The following is an 18,673-nucleotide window of genomic DNA, read 5'->3' as shown; positions in this document are numbered from 1 at the left end:
ACGACGAGCCCGGCGGACGAGGTAGCATCCTGCGGGTCTGCTATCCGAGCATCGCGGACCACCTCCAGCGCAATCCCACAGCAGTGCACGGCATCCGCTACCCGCCGTGGCGCTCGGAGTGCTTTCCCGAGGAACTGCTGGAAACGGCGAAGAGTGAAGGGCTCCGACTGATCGTCACGCACTCCGAGGGAGGTCCGCTCACGCCGGAGCTGATCCGGCAGTGTTGCGGAGCGAGTTGGGCCGCCACGCGATCACCTGCCGCAGGGCGGTTGGTAGTCGCCGCCCTGCAGGTACTTCTCCCACTCGGCTCGACTGGTCCGGGGCCGCACCTGGCAGGCGGTCATCTCGGCGTGGTCGACGTCCAACTCCCGATCCGGAAGAGACGGTCGGCGCCGGCGGTCGCTATCCGTCCGAACGCCACGCCGCCAAGCAGATGCCCCGGACAATCGATGCCGTGGCAGCCGACGCGCCGAGGGACCGTTGCGGCCGGCAGCTACCTTCCGGTGTTGTTCGGTGCACCAGGCAGGTTCTGCAGCGTCCGGTAGAACTCGGCGCCGGGGTTTCGCTGCACGGTCTTGCTCGACAGCTTTCCGCGCACCAAGGAGATGAGGAAAGCAACGGCGCCGAGGTCGTGCCGCTCCCATGTCCCGTCAGCACCCTTGACGATGACCGGCCACTGGTTCGGGTTTCCGTCATCAGCCAGCCAGAAGAGCTGGCCTTTCACCGGGTAGTCGAACACTGCCCACGGGATCAGGCCCGGGAGCTTGGGGTATGCGTCGTACGGGTGCCTTTCACCGTCGGTCAGCGTCAGCATGACTTCTCGGAACATCGCGAGATGATCGCCTTCGCGCCCGGTTACGGTAGGTGGTCCGACCAGCACTGTGCCCACGTACTCGCCGAACGGGATCGTGTCGAGAAGAGCCTTGTAGTCGTCCGGTAGTGCTGTGCCGAGCAGGTCCTCGGTCAGCTTCCAGTCGGGTTGCCACTTCGGCAGTCCGGACCAGCCGACCACGTCGGCGAGCACCTCGACAGCCGGTGACCTCGATGCCATCTGTTGCAACTCCTCAACTTCGGATTGATCCACTCTGTCGGTTATACAAGCTGCGGTGGAGCGGAGAAGGAGTTTTCGTTGTGCCATCAGCCTCATCCGTGCGCAACATGAGCGCCGGAAGTCTCGATGAAGTGATGCATCACGTGTTTGACGCGGGTGTACTCGTCCACGGCGTAGCGGGACAGGTCTTTGCCGTAGCCGGAGTGTTTGAAGCCTCCGTGCGGCATCTCCGGAGTGAACCGCATGTGGGTGTTGACCCAGACGCAGCCCGCTTCCAGCGCCGCGGTGAACCGGTGTGCGCGGCCGTGATCCGACGTCCACACGCTGGCGGTCAGTGCTTGAGGCACACCGTTGGCCAGTGCCAGCGCCTCTTGCTCGCCGGTGAACGTCTGCACGGTCAAGACCGGGGCGAACAGTTCTTCGGTGACGACCTCGTCGCTTTGCTGCACCCCGGCGAGAACTGTCGGCGCCAGGAAGTAGCCCGCGTCGTGCACCTTCTTTCCTCCCGCCAGGACCCTCACGTGTGCGGGTAGCCGGCCGAGCACCGCGAGCACCCGCTCGAAGTGGGCCTTGGTGATCAACGGGCCGCAGAAGGCATCCGTGTGCGAGGGTGGGCCGACGACCGTCGCCTCGGCGCGGGCCGCGAGTGCCTGGGTGAGTTCGGGGGCGATCGACTCCTCGACGAGCACGCGCGTCACGGCGGTGCAGTCCTGTCCTGCGTTGAAGAAGGCCGCTTCTGCGATGCTTTCCGCCGCAGCTGACGGATCTACGTCGGCGAACACGACGGCCGGCGCGTTGCCGCCGAGTTCCAGGTGCACCTTGGTGACCGAGGCGGCTGCGGCGCGGGCGACCTCGACACCGGCACGCGTGGTGCCGGTGAGCGCTACCGCGTCGACGTGGGCGATGAGGGCGCGGCCGGTCCCCGCACCACCGCAGACCACCGACAGGGTGCCCGCGGGCAGGAACTCCGCCGCCGCTTCGGCCAGCAGAGAGGCGGTTGTCGGGGTGGGCTGTGCGGGTTTGAGGACCACCGCGTTGCCGGTTGCCAGGGCCGGGGCCGCCTGCCACACGGCCATCAGCAACGGGTAGTTCGACGGCAGCAGGTGGCCGGTGACCCCGATCGGTTCCCGGCGCACGTAGGACGTGTGACCAGGCAGGTATTCGGCAGCGCCGATGCCGTCGTGGAGCCTGGCGGCACCCGCGAAGAACCGGAGGTGGTCCGCGGCGGCCAGAACCTCTTCCTCGCGGGTGCTGACCAACGGCTTGCCCGTGGTGAGCACCTCTGCCCGGACGAACCGGTCAGCCTCGGCCTCCACCACGTCGGCCAGGCGCAGCAGAGCACGTTGGCGTTGTCCCGGGGTGGCCGCGCTCCAGGACAGCGCCGCCCGGCGTGCGGCCGACGCGGCGGTGGAGACCTCGTCAGGGGTGGATTCGGGCGCGTGGCCGACGGTCTGGCCGGTGCAGGGGTCGACCAGTTCTGTCCACATCGGCGAAGACTCGTCGCGTCGGCCCGCGACGACGTTGGCGACTCGAATCACCGGTCTCCTCCTGGTTTCCCGATCTCCCGCAACGGCTGGCGTGCGCTGACGAAGGTCGCGTTGTCGAGCAGGGTCTCTCCCACTGCCGGGGCGGTGGTGGTTCTGAACTGTCCCGCGACCTCGCCGGGAAGACCGCCGGTCCTGTCGGCCACGCGGAGAACCGGTTCTCCCTCGCCGGGCTCGACTTCCAGCTCGACGACAACGCCTTCGGGCGGCACGCACCACACCCACAACTCCCACGCGTCCTCACGTGGCCCGTCGGAGGCGAGGCTCAGTTCGCCGGACTCCGCGCCCTGCACGCGGTAGCTCAGGACCCTCGCTCCGGTGACGACGAGTGCGAGTTCCGTCGCGCCTCGGGCCGATGCGGCGGTGATGTGCACGCGTCCCTGTGACAGCACCTGCACGGCCGCGGTGGGGGGTGGTAACGGCAGGGCTGCGGCGGGCGCACGTTGAAGCTGGGCTGACCAGGCCGGCCAGAGGTCGGAGGCGACTGCGGGTCTCTCGTCGGCCGACGGCACACCGCCCTGCTCGGTCGACAACAAGGCCGCTGTTCCGGAAGTTGCGTCGAGGAAGTAGGAGGCCACTGCTCGGTGTGCGGGAGCCTGGCCGGTGGGGATCGACGCAACGACACCGATCACCAGCGCCGCCGACATGGCCAGGGCGGGCACACCGCGGGGCAGGCGCGGCGCGAGCATGGTGCCGATGAGCGGCAACAAGGTCAACCCCAGGGCGAGCACCGCGGCGGCGACGGCGATGAGTACCACTCCGAGGGCAGTGGACAGCTGCACCACCAGCGGGACCACGATCACCACGACCGGCACGAGGGCCAGAGCGGCAGCGGCGATCTGGGCGGCTGGTCCGGGCTCCCGTCGCGTCAGCCACCACGCCGCCAGCGCGCCGAGAGCAGGCCAGGTGAACACGTAGCTGACACCTGGCAGCAGGGCGGCGGTGACCGATGCCGCGACGGCCCACACGACGATGGCGCCGAAGGCCTGGTGCCGGAGGTCGACCCACCGCCGCAGCAGCAGTGCCATGCACGCGCTGAGTGCGAGCGTGAGAAGAGCGAAAGCCGCCAATGCCAGCCAGTTCGCGGGGATGTCGCCGTAGTCAGCTGTCTCCGGATGCCTGGTCGCCACCAGAGGTGCGGTCAGCCAGACTGCCGCGCCGACGACGATCGGGTGCGCGACGGCGACGAGGGCACCGCCGGCCACCCGACGCACCGACAGCTCACCGCGTCGCCGTGCCGCGACCAGCGCGGCCGCGCACACCAGCGTCACGACCAAGGCCAGTGGCAAGGCCCACGGTTCAGGGTAGGACACCACCCACCACAGGGCGGTGAAGTGCACCGAGTCGCCGGCGGGTGGCGCGGTGAGGTCGGCTGTGCCCAACGCTTTTGCCAGGCCCAAGGCGTATTCCCCCTGGTGCTGCACTGTCGCGGGGTCGACGTTCGCCACGGTGTCGTGCGGACCGTGGTAGTGGGTGTACCCCTCGAGGTAGGCGAAGTTCATCCCCTGGTGGCCTGCCGCGGCGAACACGGTGAAGTCGGTCAGGTTGGGCAGGTACCGGTACGCCTCGGCGAACAGGGAGCTGGTCTGGGGGCGCACGCTGTGCCGGGCGAGCAGGTCGACCAGCCACGCCGAGTCCGTGCCGGTCTCGAACATCAAGGTCGGACCGGAGCTGCCGCGCGCTTCGAAGTTGAGCACCAGTGCCGCGTCCGGAAGGCCTTCGGGATCCTCGACGAGCGCTTTCGCGCCGAGCAAACCGATCTCCTCCGCGTCGGTGAAGACGAAGAGCAGGTCGTTGCGGGGGCGCGGACCGGCCATCACGGCACGTGCGGTCTCCAGCAAGGCGGAGGTGGGCACTCCGGCATCGTTGGCGCCAGGGCCTGCGGCGACGGAATCGTAGTGCGTTACCAGGGCCACGGGCCTGGTGCTCGCCGTGCCGGGCACGCGGCCGATGACGGTCTGCAGCTGCGCGCCGGCGTAGCGCGCCTCGCCGCCGAGCTGCGCGGGCCCGAGCAGGGAGACGGCCGCGCCGGTGTGCACGCGTGTCTCGATGCCGAGCGCGGTCAGCGTGTCCACCAGGTACTGCCGGGTCCTGGCGTGCGCTTGGGTGCCGGTCGGTCGCGGACCTTCGGCGATGGTCGTCAGGTGCTGCACGGCCCGGGAGGCGGAGAACCGGTCGGCTGGTGCGTCGGCGGGCATCGCCGACGGTGGTCGTGAGACCCACAACGTCAGCGCGAGGGCCGCCACGCCCAGCAGCACGACCGTGAGTCGGACCGACCACCGCGCGGGCACCCGGTCACGCACCGACGTTCCAGGGCTGGACGGTGGGTGTGGGCTGCGCACCCTGCAGCAGTGCCCGGTGGAACACCGACACCGCGGCCCCGACCGCGGCCTCGGTCCGCGCTACGGGTTCGATGCGGCCCTGGAGCCGGGGCAGCTCTTCGTCGTGCACGAAGTGCCCCCGCACGACGTGCCGCGCCCCCATGGTCTGGGCTACCGGGCGCAGCGTGTAGTCCAGCGCCAGCACGTGGGCCGCGCTGCCGCCGGTGGCCAGGGGCATCACGGTCTTGCCCGCCAGCGCATGCCGGGGAAGCGCGTCCAGGAAGAGCTTGAGTAGTCCGGAGTAGGCGGCCCGGTAGATGGGCGTGATCAGCACCAGCCCCTCCGCGGAGTCGACCGCAGCGCAGGCTCGTGCGAGCTCCGGGTCGCCGGCCTCCGCGTGCACGAGCGCTTCCGAGGGGAGGTCGCGCACCTTCAGGTGCCGCGCGCGACATCCTGCCTCGGTCAGCAGCCGCGTCACGTGGTCGCCGAGCCAGTCCGGCCGCGAGCCGGCGCGCGGACTGGCGGAGAGCACGAGAACGGTACCCGGCTCAGGCGCTGTGGACATGGTGACCGACCTGGTCGTTGTCCGGGATCACTCCCCTGCACTGCCCGGCTCGGGCCAGCGCGGCGATGTTGGAGCCTTCCTGGTCGAGCCAGGCGAGGGGTTGGTCGGCCACCTTCCGCAGCGTCCAGTGGCCGACGTGACCTTCAACGTGGGAGGTCATCTGAGCGGGGATCCTGTTCTCCAGCAAGTGGTTGGCGTAGTCCTGCAGTTCCCGCCCGGCGTCGGCCAGCCGGGCCATGGCGCGCGTCCTGGTCTGGTGGTCGAGCTCGGCGTGGGCGAGCCGGCGGGCGTGGATGCGGACCAGCGGGTGGAAGACGTAGCAGGCTCCGCCGCCGACCCCTTCTCCGGCGATGTCCAGGGCTTGGTGGTCGACCAGGAGGTCGAGGTCGCGCTGAGCTTCGCTGTCCGACAGGGTCGCCACCGCCGTGGCGGCCCAGGCGGGGATGTGGACGAGGTCGGGAAGGCTGAGCATCAGCCACAGCGTTCGTGTTCGTGGCGGAAGGCGGTCGGCTGCCACGTCGAGCCGGGCAGCCAGGTCCAGCGAGCCGTAGGACAGCTCGGCCAGACGCCGGTTCTCGTCGGCGAGGCGTTCGACGAACCGGTCCAAGCGCAGCTGCGGGCGGGCGTGCAGCCGTGCGCCGGCCGCGCGGAGGGCGAGGGGCAGCCGGCCGCACAACCCCGCGATGGTGCGGGCCGCGCCGCGTTCCTGTTCGACCCGTTCGGTGCCGATGATCCTGGCGAGCAGTTGCACGGCGTCGTCGGTCTCCAGGTCGTCGAGGCGTCGGCTCACCACGCCGGGCAGCTCCATCAGCCCGACCTGGCCGGTCGCCACCACCACGGCGTCCTTTCCGCCGGGCAGCAACGGTTCCACGCTCGCGGCGTCGGGAACGTCGTCGAGGACGATGAGGATCTGGCGGCCCGCGATGGCGCTGCGGAACTGCGCGGCGCGGCTGGTGAGGTCGTCGGAGATCCACTGGTCGGACATGCCCAGCGCGTGCAGGAAGGACTGCAGGATCTCCATGGGGGACGCCGGGGACGCCGCGCTTCCCCGCAGGTCGGCGTAGAGCTGGCCGTCGGGGAACCAGTTCCGCACGCGGTGTGCGGCGTGCAGCGCCAGCGCGGTCTTGCCGATACCGGTGCGCCCGACCAGGGACACCACCTGCGGCCTGGCGGAGTCCTGCGACAACAGGCCGGTGAGCCACTCGAGCTCTTCCCAGCGGCCGGTGAAGTCGCCGACGTCGAGCGGGAGCTGGGCGGGAGATTTCGCGACTCGCCGCCCTCGCTGGTGCGGGGTCGGCGGGACAGGTGTGCCCGCGATGATCCGGCGGTGCAGTTCCTGCAGGCGCGCGCCGGGTTCGAGCCCCAAGCTGTTGATCAGCATGGCACGGCCCGAGCGGTACACCGCGAGTGCGTCGGCACGCCGGTGTGAGAGGTAGAGCGCGGTCATCAGCTGGGCGCGCAGCTGTTCGCGCAGCGGGTATTCGGCCACGAGCATCTTCAGTTCGCTGACCAGTTCCGCGTGCTGGCCCATCGCCAGCTGGATGTCGAGCTGCTCTTCGAGCACTGCGAGCCGTCGTTCCTCCCAGTGCGCCGCCACGGCCTGGACCGGTCCGCTGGTGAACTCGGCCAGCGGCGCACCTTCGAACAGTGCCAGCGCTTCGGAGTAGTTGCTGGTGGCACCGGCGAGGTCACCCGCTTCGACCCGTGCGCGTCCTCGGCGCACGTGCTCTTCGAACAGCTGCGCGTCCAGCACTCCCCCGGCGAGGTGCAGGCGGTAGCCGCCCTGGCCGGTCTCGATGATGTCGGCAGGTGCGCCGGCGGCTTCGAAGGCCCTGCGCAGGCGCCAGACGCAGGTCTGGATCTGCTTCTCCACGGTCGCGGGTGGGGAGGCTCCCCACACGGCGTCGATGAGCCTGCCCACCGGAACGAGTTTTCCAACGTTGATCAGCAGCAGCGCCAGCACGTTCAGCTGGCGGTTCTTGCCCAATTTCACCTGCTTCCGGCCGACTGAAACGCTCAACGGCCCCAGAATCTTGAAGTAGATCTTGGCCTCACGTTCTTCCCCGTTCGAAACAAGCACTTTGAAGCCCCCAAGTCGGTGTACGAGAGGATCGCTCACGGGATCCGACGTCAACCGCGCGCGATAGCGCCACGGCAAAAGGGAACTCTGCCTTCACGAGAGAAGACCACAGGAAGAACCCCCAAGAAATAAAACTGGAAGTAAGGACCATTTCCACCCGTAGTGGGATCACCGCGAGGGCGCCCGCGAACTACTTTTCCGCGGAGCGGGGCGACCTGGCCGGGCTGCCCGGTCGGTCACGGCACCGCCCTCTCCCGAGGACACGAACCGCGGTGCCGCTACGTTGGAAACTCTCACACCTCGCTACTGTACGCAAACAGTCATGTACACAAAAGTGGACACTGCAGTGAGAATTCGGACAAAAACCGCTACTCAGCGTGCTGATTGGAGGCGATTCGGGCGCCCCGTCACTCGACGTGATGCACAGCGCTGCTACCGTGGGTCACATGATCGACTGATGGCTCGTCCTCGATGATCTCGTCTTCCAGGCGGCACGCCTCACCGATGATGAGCATGGCCATGTCGCGCATGAAGGATTCGGAAACACCCGACTCCCGACCGCGTCGCGCGTAGGCGTCGCAGACGGCGGCGACTCTCTGCGGTTGCATCATGGGAATGCCTTCCGCCTTCTTCACCGCCGCGACCTCGGCGCACACCCGAAGTCGGTCGGCCACGATTTCGGCGAGCGCTTCGTCCAGCTTCTCGATCCGCGAACGAAAAGGGCGCAACGAATCCACGTCCGAAGACCTCTCTCCCAATCGGACACCAAAAGCAGTCAAATGGTCACGCAATGCACATTAGGTGGGCCGGGTCTCAACGCAGTATCAGCTCACGCCTGTTGGTGCCGGTCCGGGTTCACCGCCTGCAGCTGTCGAACGGCTTGGGCCCGCAGCTCGCCGCCTCGTGCGTCGGTCCAGGCGTCCAGCTCGCCCGGCCACTGGCCGAACCCGCTGCGATCGCCGGCAGTCACCTGCGCATCGAGGTCGACCGGTGCGCCTGCCAGAGCGGCGCGCGGCGGGTGCGGCCCGGTTGGACGCCTGCACGTCCCAGTACACCTCCGGGTTTGCCCCGGCGATGCGGACGAGCAGCGCCAGGAGCGTCCGATGCGGCGGCGGGGCCAGGTCCACGACCCTGTCGACACCGATTCCCAGCTCCGCGGTCACCTTGCTCAGCACGAGCACTGCCGCGTGCGTTGCGACTTGGATCACGGCGGTGACGCGGTCGTGCTCCTCGGCGCTCAGCTCCACCACGCGCGCTCCCTCTCCGGTGATCAGCTCGAGCAGCCACCGTCCGCGGCGACCGGCCACAAGGGGTACCGCCGCGACGGCGTGGTCCCGGAATCCCAGCGCGGGAGCGAACATCGGGTTCAGGCTCAGTGCCTCGACTCCCCGTTCGACCCGATTCCAGCCAAACGTGTCCACGACGCGTCCAACGTGGACAGGGCGACGTCCTCGGGAAGCGCGATCACGACGATGTCCGCTGTGCCGACGACCTCGAGCACGTCCGACGGCGGATCGGCTCGTCACAGACCACAGTGGACAGCTACAGAGCTGGTGGTCGGTCCACTGCGGTGGCCGCGAGGTGTTTCCGCAGCAGGCGGACGAACAACCCGCCGACCCGACCCGCTCCACCCGACACGACGGCCTTTCGACCGCTCACGGCACAGCCTCCGGGTTCTCGTCCTCGCCGAGCACGACGAGGTCCACCTCAGCGGCGAGTCCGGGGAGCCGGACCGCCAGCCACGCCCGCAGGCGCGCGGCCAGTCCCCCGCCGGGCGAGGGGCGGCCCGGCGAGTCCTGCCGCTCGACCAGCACGTCGAACAGTTCCTCAGCCTCGGTCAGTGAGGCCAGCGGCGTCGTCCGGTAGCCGTGTTCGGCCGCGACGGTGTCGATGTCCCACCAGTCCACGGCGGTCCTCGGCCGTCCGCACATCGCCCAGCCGGGCGGCACGACGTCGGCGACGCCCGCCGCGGGCAGGCCGATCAGGCGTAGACGCGCCACGCCGCGCCCGCTGAGCAGTCGGTCCAGCTGCGCCGGTGAGTGCAGATCCCGTCCCCACCTGAGCAACGGCGTTTTCGTGGTCGTGCGCGCGGGCCGCAGCAGCAAGTGGTAGGTGGCGGCCGCCGGCAGCGGTCCGAGCAGCACATGCGCCTGCCAGTCGGCCCACGGGGCCCGGCCGGCGAGCGCACGTCGAACCGCGGGCGGTGACCAGCCCGCCGCATCCGGAGTGGACTCGGCGCGTCCAGTGCGCAGCAGGTTCGCCAGCCGCTCCAATCGGGGATCTCGCAGGTTCACCACGCACACCGCGCCGTCGCCGTGTACCAGCCGCAGCAGGTCGACGGCCGTTTCCGGAACGTCCAGCGAGGACAGTGACGGAGCCGCCGCGTCCAGCAGCACGACGTCGTAGGGCTTCTTCGCGGCGAACACGTCGACTGTGGGGTGCGCTGCGGACAGCCGCACGCGCTGCCGCAGGTCCGGCCGCCCGGCCAGCACCTCGCAGATCTTGTCCACGGACGGGTCCGCGAGCTCGTAGTCGGCGCAATGAGCGGACAACGCTGCCGACAGGTCCATGTCGCCGATCCCAAGGTGCAGCGCGCGCTGGGGCGCCAGCCGGGCCAGCCGGTCCAAGGCGAGTCCGATGGCGGTGGTGGGCCTCCACCGCACCGGTTCAGCGGCCCGCGCCAGGACCACGGCCACCAGGCGTCCCTTGTGCTGACGGACAACCACCTGGGCCACGGATCCGTGCGCGAGCAGCGCGGCCCGCACCGGACCCCAGACGACGGCTCCTTCCGGCACCAGGTCGAGTCGGCCGTCGGAACGCCGGCACACCCGCACGCCGTACGGCGCGGTTCTGGCCGATGCGGCTCGAAGTGCCCTTGAGCTCTCGAACGTGACGTGATCGCTGTGGGTGGTCATGGCCGGGGATGCTGACCGGGTTCCAGCGCCCGCATCGCCTGCACGTCGAGCTTTCCACTCGGGGCCCTGGGCAGTCTCCGAGTGAGAACGTAGTGGTCGGGCTGCATGTAGGCGGGCAGGATCCGCTCCACTTCGGCGCGCAGCTGATCTTCGGCGAGGTCTTCGTCCGCCGACGCGGCGAACGCGGTCACGATGTCCGCACCGGAGGGGGCGGTGCGCAGCAGCACCACGCATTCCGACACCGATGGGTGGCGGCGGACGGCCGCCTCGATCTCGCCCAGCTCGACCCGGAACCCGCGCAGCTTGACCTGGTTGTCGACGCGGCCGGTGATCAGCAGCTCGCCTTCGGCGGTCCACTGGCCGCGATCCCCGGTGCGGTAGAGGCGGTCGCCCGGTCCACCGAAGGGATCGGGGAGGAACCGTTGCGCCGTCAGCCCCGGCCTGCGGTGGTAGCCGCGCGCGACCCCCGGTCCGCCGATGTAGATCTCACCGGGCAGACCGGGCGGAACTTCACGGAGGTGCTCGTCGAGAACGTGGAGCCGGTAGTTGGGCAGCGGTGGCCCGATCGGGATCTTCCTGCGGGTGGCGTCGACGATGTCGCAGGGATGGGCCGACGCCCAGACCGCGCATTCCGTCGGGCCGTAGTCGTTGAGCAGCAGGGCATCGGGGTGCTCCAGCAGGTGGCGGGCGACCAGCTGCGGCGGCATCGGTTCGCCGCCGACGGACACCAGGCGCAGGTGTTCGAGACCCGCTCCCGCCGTTGCTTCGAGCACTAGGCCGTAGTGCGAGGGCACCGAGTGGATGTGCGTGACCGGTAGCCGGCGCAGGAGCCTGGCCAGTGCCGACGGGTCGTGCGCCTCGGTCTCCGTGGGCAGCACCGCGGTCCCGCCGCCGGTGATGGTCCAGTACAAGCCTCCGGCGGCCCCGTCGAAGCACAGGGGCATGGTGACGAGATCGCGTTGCGGCGGCGGCCCGCCGACGCCGCGGGCGTGCGTGGACACCACGATCGCCCGGTGGTGCACCGCGACTCCCTTGGGCAGACCGGTGGAGCCGGAGGTGTAGATGACGTAGGCGAGATCGTCCTGGGTGACGGCGACGCGAGGGCTGTGGTCGGGCTGGTCCGCGACGTCCTGCACCACCACGACCGGGACGGGGAGATCGGGAACCGTCTGGTCGCGGCGGGCGAGCACCAGCCGCGCGCCGGAGTCCGTCACGATGTGACGGATTCGCTCGGCCGGATACGACGGCTCCACCGGTACGTAGGCAGCGCCGGCCTTGAGCACGCCGAGCATGGCGACGACGGAGTCCGCGGCGCGGTCGGCGAGCAGGGCGACCAGGTCGCCGGTGGCGATGCCCTCGGCGAGCAGGCGGTGCGCGACCTGGTTGGCCTTGGCGTCCAGCTCGGCGTAGGTCAGTTCGACACCACCGCAGACGATGGCCGCGGTGGATGGCCGGGCGCGGGCCTGCAGTTCCACCAGCGTGTGCAGGCACGCGTCGGTGAACTGCTGCGTCTCGCCACACGCCCATCGAGCCAGGGCCTCGCGTTCCAGCGCGGTGGTGGCCGGCATGTCGTCCACCACCGGATCGGACTGCGCCGCCTCGAGCACCGCAGCCAGCCGGGAGGCGAACGCCGTCACCGCGGCCTCGGAGTACAGGCTGGCGTCGTGGTCGACGCGAAGACCCGCGTCGACCAGCGCCACGTCCAGCTCGTACCGGGTGGTGCCGTCGGGCAGGCTGACCGGCGACGCGACGCACTGTCCGACGCGTTCCGGCTCGGAGGCCCCTTCGCGGCGGACGGCCACGGTGGCGTGGACGCCGTCGGGGGCGGGTGTGGCGGCGGCGAGGTCTTTCTCGACCTGCCGGACGAGCTCGCTGAAGCGGGTCGCGGTGCCGGTCCTGACCACCACGGCCACCGGTCGCGGTGTCAGCACCAGCAGGTCGACGTCCGCCTCGTAGCGGTAGCGGTCCAGCAGGACGCCCACCGCGGTCGCCAGAACCGCCTCGGCCGACGCGCCGGTCACACCGGCGTAGCTGTCCACCGCGGCGGTGTCGAAAGGCAGGCGCACGGTGGCGGTCGACCACGACGGTGTGCCGCCGTCCCGCAACGCGGCCGGCAGGTCCACCCGGGGACCTGCGTGTGCCTCGGGGTCCACCGGCCGCGGGAACGGCGCGTCCGGGTCCGCGAGCCACGACAGCACGTCGCGAGGCGCGGAGCCGTCCGTGGTGGTCACGATGACGAGGGCGTGCCCGGTGCCGAGCTCGGCGACGACCACGCGGAAGGGCCGCGAGTCCATCCACGCCGCCGCCACCGCGTCCCGGACGAGGTCGTCGCGCTGCGCGTCGTCGTGCACGGCGACGTCGCTCGTGTGCACGGTGAGCGAGGGGTGATCGCGGAGGGACTCCGGCCAGCCCTCCACCACCCACGCCGCGGCAGCCGGTCGCGTCGCCTGAGTCACGATCACTCCTCCTGTCATCCGTTGCGGGCTGGTGGCCCCGGCTCGCAACGGGCCGGGTCAGCTCGGGGTCGTGCGGCCGTGGTCCGGGCCGGCCGGGCGCGGGTCGCCCAGCCGGTCCGGATGGCCTCGCTAGAGCAGGATTCGTCCGTCCGCGCCGGCCCGGAACTCGCGCGACTTGCGCAGGTCACGCGTGACCACGGCCTTCTTGAGCCAGCGGTCGGTGCCGTCGAAGCGCGCTTCGAACGCAGCCCGTCCGTGGACGGCCTTGTAGTTGTCGACGATGAGCAGGTCGCCCGCGTTCAACGCCACGTCGGTCAGCTGGGCGTCCAAGGACTCGATGATCGCTTCGAGCGCTTCGGCGGCCTCCCGGTCGCCGGGGACGGCGTTCATGAACGCCGGGTCGATGCGCAGGTACGGGGCGTCTTGGCCGCCGAACAGGACGGCGCTGGGTTCGGGGTTCTCTTGCATCCGCTGCATCACGTGCGGTGTTGCGGTGCCAGCCGTCAGCGCGCGTGCCCTGGTGACGTGCTCGTTGTCGGGGCGGATGAGGAAACGCTTCTGCCGCAGCACTTCCTCGTGCCTGGGGTCGATGTCGACGGCGTCGATGCTCGCGATGGTGGTGGGTACCGAGTCGTGGTTGCGCAGCCCCAGCAGGAGCAGGTAGTCGCACCGGTACGGGTGGAAGCCGTCCTCGGTGTGCCACTCCAGCTTCACCGTGCCGTGCCCGCTCTGTTCCTGCTGTTCGGTCGGCATGGGCACGACGTTGTGGACGAGCTTGCCGTCCTGCAAGGTCGACCAGCCGAAGATGTCGCCGAGCAGGGAGCCGACGAGGACGAGGCAGGTCTCCAGGTGGCCGGTGTTGCGCGGGTCTTCCTGGATGCGCCAGTCCAGCGGAGTCGGGCCGATCTCCTCGTCGTCGACGGGTAGACCGCGCAGCACGAGCGCGGTGGCGTTCTCGGTGGACCGCAGCGTCCTGATCTCGTCGACCAGGCTCACGGGCAGCCGGTGTGCCAGGCCGGCAGCGGCGGCGAGCAGTGACGGCGCGGTGCCCGATCCGTGGTCGCGCAGCACGGCACGGGTGTAGGTGTCGATGTGGTTGGCGTCAGCGGGGGTCAGGTCGACGTAGCGGATGGTGTCCGACGAGTCGCGCACGGCCTCGGACCGTGCCGTCGTGGAGGTGCCTTTCATGGTGATGCCTCTCGGAGGTGCGGTCCGGCCCGCCGCCCGCGGGCAGGCACCCGCGGGCGGACGGAGCGTCGGTCAGCTGTGCGCCTTCTCCCTTGCCACTTCCTCGGGCGAAGGCAGGTATCCGTTGTCGACCAGGAACTGGAAGCAGGAGTGCGCCCACTGCTCGTTCACCGGCGGGCAGACGATGCCCGAGCCCTCCAGCGCCTCGTTGAGCACGCGGCACTCGTCGAGCGGATCGACCTCTTGCTGAAGGTCCGGGTCGAGTGCGGCGTGCCGCATCGACGCGACCCTCAGGATCGGCGTGAGCGGGTACAGGATGTGGTCCTCGTCCACGGCGAGCGCCTGGCGACGGGCCTCTTCCTCGTCCACGACGTTCAGGTCGTAGCCGAACGAGCGCAACCACTGGTAGCACTGCTGCATGGTGGTCGGTTCACGGTTGGTGATGTTGAAGTTCTTGCCGAGGTTCTCCTCGCGCAGCGAGGTGTAGACGATCGCCTGGGCGGTGTAGTCCACCGGCACGGCGTTGATCACGTCGTTGTAGAGCGGCAGGACGCCGAGGTCGAGGAATCCCTTGAGGTAGACGTAGAGGTAGTCGGTGTCGTGCGACGCACCGGTCTTGGTGTGGCCGGTGATCATCCAGGGTCGCTGCACGGTGACGGGCACGCCCCGGTCTCGGGCGATGACCACGATCTTCTCCGCGACCCACTTGGTCCGGGGGTACCCGGTCGGCACCTTGACCGGCCGGTCGCCCAGGTCCTCCTCGGTGAAGGGTCGCAGCGCACCGGTTCCCATGAAGACGTCCACACTGGACACCAGGTGGAAAGCCTTGAGCGTGGTCTTGGTGGCCAGGCGCAGCAGTTCCTCGGTTCCCAGCACGTTGGCGGCCTTCATGGCCTCGTACGGGTAGGTGAAGTTGACGATCGCGCCGCTGTGGTAGATCGAGTCGATCGAGGCGGCGTAGCCTTCGAAATCCTCCTTGGACAGTCCGAGGTACGGCTTGGCCAAGTCGCCCTGGACGACTTTGATCCGGTCGCGGTAGGACTCGTCCCATGCGCGGTACTTGCGCATGGTCTCCTCCAGGCGGTCCCAGCACTCGTCGGGGCTGCCGCCGCGCACCAGGCAGTGCACGGTCGCGTCGGTGCGCTCGATGAGCTCGACGACGATGAACACGCCGAGGTAGCCGGTGGCGCCGGTGACGAGGACGTTCTTGGGCGAGAACCAGTCGGCGTGCGGCAGGCCGTCGGGCTTGATCGCCGGGTCGAGCTTGACGTCGGCGACCAGTTCCGCGACCTGCTTGGCGTACAGCGCCGCACTGTCGACGTTGTCGCGTTCGCGCTGGTGCGTCTCCACCGCGCGGGCGATGCCCTCGACGGTCGGGACGCGGAAGATCTCGTCGATCGGCAGTTCGACGTCGTGTTCGCGCGACAGCTGCGCCGCCAGCCTCGCGACGAGCAGGGAGTTGCCGCCCAGGGAGAAGAAGTCGGCGGTGGCGCTGATGTGCTGCATTCCCAGCACGGCGGCGAAGGTTTCGGCGATCTCGGCCTCGAGCTGGTCGCGCGGCTCGACGAAGCCGCTGACCGCGATCTCCTGGGGTGCCGGCAGGGCGTTGGTGTCGATCTTTCCGTGCCGCGTGAGCGGCATCCGCTCCAGCGTCACGAAGTGGCTGGGCGCCATGTAGTCCGGGATCTGCCCCAGCACGTGGCTCACGAGCGTTTCCTGGGTGAGCACGCGTCCGATGACGGGGACCACGTAAGCCACGAGTCGTGGCATTCCGGGCTGGTCCTCGCGTACGGTCACCACCGCTTCGGCCACCAGCGGGTGGCGCAGCAGGACGTTCTCGACCTCGGAGAGCTCGATGCGGAAGCCGCGGATCTTGACCTGCTTGTCCACCCGGCCCAGGAACTCGATCGCGCCGTCGGCCCGGTAGCGGGCCAGGTCACCGGTGCGGTAGAGGCGGTCACCCGGTCGCGCGGAGAACGGGTCGGGCAGGAACCTCTCGGCGGTCATCGCCGGCCGGTTGACGTAGCCGCGGGCCACGCCTTCGCCGCCGATGTAGAGCTCGCCCGGCACACCCGGCGGAACCGGGTTGAAACTGCGGTCCAGCAGGTGGATGCGGGCGTTGGGGACGGGCCGGCCGATGGGAACCCGCTGCGCCTGCGCCTCTTCGGGACCGACGTAGTGCACTGACGCCCAGATCGTCGCCTCGGTGGGGCCGTACTCGTTGAACAGCACCGCGTCGGGGGAACGCCGGTAGTGCTCGGCGACCAGGTTGGGCGGCAGGGTCTCGCCGGCCAGGATCGTCGTGCGCACCTCGTCGTAGGCCTCGAGGTCGGTCTCGAGCAGCACCGCGTACTGGGAGGGCACGCCGTCCACGTGGGTGATGCCGCGGCTGCGGATGAGCTTGCCGAGCAGGCGCGGGTCGAGCACCTGCTGCTCGGTGGGGAGGACGACGGTGCCGCTGCGGCTGAGCGTCCAGTACAGACCGCCACCGGAGGCGTCGAACGTCAGCGGCGCCAGCACCAGGTAGCGCTGCGGCAGACCCGGCCCTTCGCAGGCGGTGCGTGCGGCCGTGGCGTGCACGATCTGGCGGTGTTCGACCGCCACGCCCTTGGGCCGCCCGGTCGATCCCGAGGTGTAGATGATGTAGGCGAGGTCGTCCGGTTGCACGCGCACGGCCGGCCGGTCGGCGCTGCGGGCCGGGTCCGCGGTCGGAACCGGAACGCCGGTGACCGCGCCCAACGCGGCGGGCACCTCGGCGAGCGCCGCGGGAAGGCCCACCAGCAGGGTGACCCCGGCGTCGCCGACGATGAACTCGAGCCTGTCCGCCGGGTAGCTCGGGTCGAGCGGCACATAGGCCGCGCCGGTCTTGAGCACACCGAGCAGGCCGACGACCGCGTGGACGGAACGGTCCACCAGCACGCCGATCTTCGTTCCCGGTGCGGCGCCGTGCGAGGCGAGTTCGGCGGCCAGCGCTTCGGCGCGGGCGTCGAGGGAGGCGTAGGTGACCTCGTCGTCGCCGGCGGCGACGGCGACCGTGCCGGGGGTGGTCCGCGCCGCCTGCTCCACGAGTGCGTGCAGCGTGCGGGAGCGGTCGTGCTCGGCGGCCGTCTCGTTCCACTGGTCGAGCAGCCAGCTCTCGTCGGCGGTCACCAGCGGGATCGACGACAGCGGCCGGTCCGGCTCCGCGGCGGCGGTCTGGAGCAGCAGCACGACGTGGCCGACGAACCGCTCCGCCGTGGACCGGTCGAACAGGTCGGTGTTGTACTGCACCCGCAGCGTCAGCGCGTCACCGCGGCGGATCGCGAACAGGTCGAGGTCGTGGGTGGTCCAGGTCGCCGGCAGGTCGAGCGGGGTCGCGACGGCGCCGGGAAGCTGACGCGAAGGCGTCTCGTCCTCGTAGGTGAACGACACCTGGAACAGCGGCGTGTGGCTCAGGTCGCGCTGCGGCTGGGCCGCCTCGACGATGCGGTCGAACGACAGCCTCGCGTGCGCCATGGCCTCGGACCGCACGGTGCGCGCGAGGTCGGTCAGGCGGCTCAGCGAGTCGGCCTCACCCTGCTCGAACCGCAGCGGCAGGGTGTTCTCGAGCGGTCCGACGAGGTTGTCGCCGTCGGTGTGCCATGCGGCCGGGACGCTGATGCCGACCGCGAGGTCGTGCTGCTGGGAGTAGCGCGACAGGACGCCGACGTAGGCGGCGAGCAGCACCTCAGACACGAAGTGACCGCTCTGATCGCAGTAGGCCGTGACGGCACGGGTCACCTCGTCCGGCACCGGCACGGTGACCGCGTCGCCGTGAATGGTCTTCATCGACGGCCGGGGCCGGTCGGTGGGCAGTTCCAGCGGGCTCAGCGCCGCGAGGCGGTCGCGCCAGAACTCGACGTCCTTGACGGCGTCGTCGCTGTTGACCCACTCCCGCTGGGCGACCACGAGGTCGTGGAAGTCCGTCGAGGCGACGGCGGCGTCCACGCTCGTGCCACCGGCCAGAGCGGTGTAGCGGGCGAGCAGTTCCTCGGTGAGCAGCTTCGCCGAGCGCCGGTCCGCGACCATCTGGTGCAGGGTCAGCAGCAAGACGTGATCGTCCTCGGCGAGGCGCAGAAGTGAGGCGCGCACCAGCGGGCCCTTGGCGAGGTCGAACCGCGTGCGCGTGTCGGCGGTGAGGACGCGGGCGAGTTCTGCCTCCAGGGCGTCGGCCTCGATGTCGACGACCGGGAGCCGCAGGGTGACGGCGGGCGCGGTGGTGGCGAGCGGGTGCCCGTCGACTTCCCGGAACGTGCTGCGCAGCACCTCGTGCCGCTGCACAACAGCGCTGAGTGCCTGCTGCATGGTGGCCGGGTCGACCCGGCCGGAGAGGCGGACAGCGGAGTTGACCTGCCACGGCTTGCTCTCGTCCAGCTGGAGCAAGACCCACAGGCGACGCTGTTCCAGGGAGAGGTTGCTCGGCGCGGCCTCGGCTGAGCCGTCCAGGAGCTGGGCGAGCAGCGCGCGCTTCTCCTCTGCCGACATGGATTCCAGCTCGTGCTGCTGGCTCATACTCGAAGACTCCTTAGTAGATG

General features: G+C 70.0%; 11 protein-coding genes and 1 pseudogene. All 12 read right to left on the bottom strand.

The window, feature by feature from the left end:
• Positions 1–493: 493 nt before the first annotated feature.
• Positions 494–1,084: a hypothetical protein gene (locus tag V1227_RS04885; RefSeq protein WP_329791256.1), complete on the bottom strand. Its 591-nt coding sequence runs from the start codon at positions 1,082–1,084 to the stop codon at positions 494–496.
• Between the two features lie 59 nt (positions 1,085–1,143).
• Positions 1,144–2,538: an aldehyde dehydrogenase family protein gene (locus V1227_RS04880; protein ID WP_329791255.1), complete on the bottom strand. Its 1,395-nt coding sequence runs from the start codon at positions 2,536–2,538 to the stop codon at positions 1,144–1,146.
• Positions 2,539–2,585: 47 nt separating this feature from the next.
• Positions 2,586–4,898: a M28 family peptidase gene (locus V1227_RS04875; RefSeq protein WP_329791254.1), complete on the bottom strand. Its 2,313-nt coding sequence runs from the start codon at positions 4,896–4,898 to the stop codon at positions 2,586–2,588.
• Positions 4,891–5,481: an NADPH-dependent FMN reductase gene (gene ssuE, locus V1227_RS04870; RefSeq protein WP_329791253.1), complete on the bottom strand. Its 591-nt coding sequence runs from the start codon at positions 5,479–5,481 to the stop codon at positions 4,891–4,893. Before ssuE ends, V1227_RS04875 begins: the two co-directional genes overlap by 8 nt.
• Positions 5,465–7,468, bottom strand: coding sequence for an AfsR/SARP family transcriptional regulator (locus V1227_RS04865; RefSeq protein WP_329791252.1), 2,004 nt, complete (start codon positions 7,466–7,468; stop codon positions 5,465–5,467). Before V1227_RS04865 ends, ssuE begins: the two co-directional genes overlap by 17 nt.
• 500 nt (positions 7,469–7,968) lie before the next feature.
• Complete coding sequence (locus tag V1227_RS04860; RefSeq protein ID WP_329791251.1) at positions 7,969–8,298, bottom strand: chorismate mutase; 330 nt, start codon at positions 8,296–8,298, stop codon at positions 7,969–7,971.
• A gap of 92 nt (positions 8,299–8,390) precedes the next feature.
• The gene (locus V1227_RS04855) at positions 8,391–8,531 is read right to left on the bottom strand and encodes a hypothetical protein (RefSeq protein WP_329791250.1); all 141 of its coding nucleotides are present in this window, start codon (positions 8,529–8,531) and stop codon (positions 8,391–8,393) included.
• A gap of 61 nt (positions 8,532–8,592) precedes the next feature.
• Positions 8,593–8,922 (bottom strand): annotated as a pseudogene (locus tag V1227_RS40530) (prephenate dehydrogenase dimerization domain-containing protein); the annotation flags it as partial.
• A 294-nt stretch (positions 8,923–9,216) separates the two neighbouring features.
• Entirely contained in the window at positions 9,217–10,476 is a 1,260-nt protein-coding gene (locus V1227_RS04850; protein WP_329791249.1) for a hypothetical protein, read from the bottom strand.
• The gene (locus V1227_RS04845) at positions 10,473–12,932 is read right to left on the bottom strand and encodes an amino acid adenylation domain-containing protein (RefSeq protein ID WP_329791248.1); all 2,460 of its coding nucleotides are present in this window, start codon (positions 12,930–12,932) and stop codon (positions 10,473–10,475) included. Before V1227_RS04845 ends, V1227_RS04850 begins: the two co-directional genes overlap by 4 nt.
• A gap of 129 nt (positions 12,933–13,061) precedes the next feature.
• Complete coding sequence (gene gntD, locus V1227_RS04840) at positions 13,062–14,120, bottom strand: guanitoxin biosynthesis L-enduracididine beta-hydroxylase GntD (RefSeq protein ID WP_329791247.1); 1,059 nt, start codon at positions 14,118–14,120, stop codon at positions 13,062–13,064.
• A 72-nt stretch (positions 14,121–14,192) separates the two neighbouring features.
• Entirely contained in the window at positions 14,193–18,650 is a 4,458-nt protein-coding gene (locus tag V1227_RS04835; RefSeq protein ID WP_329791246.1) for a non-ribosomal peptide synthetase family protein, read from the bottom strand.
• Between the last annotated feature and the right edge of the window lie 23 nt (positions 18,651–18,673).

Source organism: Lentzea sp. DG1S-22 (genome assembly GCF_036321065.1).
Lineage (GTDB): Bacteria > Actinomycetota > Actinomycetes > Mycobacteriales > Pseudonocardiaceae > Lentzea > Lentzea jiangxiensis.
This window is presented reverse-complemented; position numbering and strand designations above follow the sequence as displayed.

Coding starts and splice junctions, on each gene's coding strand:
- V1227_RS04880 (WP_329791255.1), bottom strand. CDS start 2,538: ATGTGGACAGAACTGGTCGACCCCTGCACCGGCCAGACCGTCGGCCAC.
- ssuE (WP_329791253.1), bottom strand. CDS start 5,481: ATGTCCACAGCGCCTGAGCCGGGTACCGTTCTCGTGCTCTCCGCCAGT.
- V1227_RS04850 (WP_329791249.1), bottom strand. CDS start 10,476: ATGACCACCCACAGCGATCACGTCACGTTCGAGAGCTCAAGGGCACTT.
- gntD (WP_329791247.1), bottom strand. CDS start 14,120: ATGAAAGGCACCTCCACGACGGCACGGTCCGAGGCCGTGCGCGACTCG.
- V1227_RS04835 (WP_329791246.1), bottom strand. CDS start 18,650: ATGAGCCAGCAGCACGAGCTGGAATCCATGTCGGCAGAGGAGAAGCGC.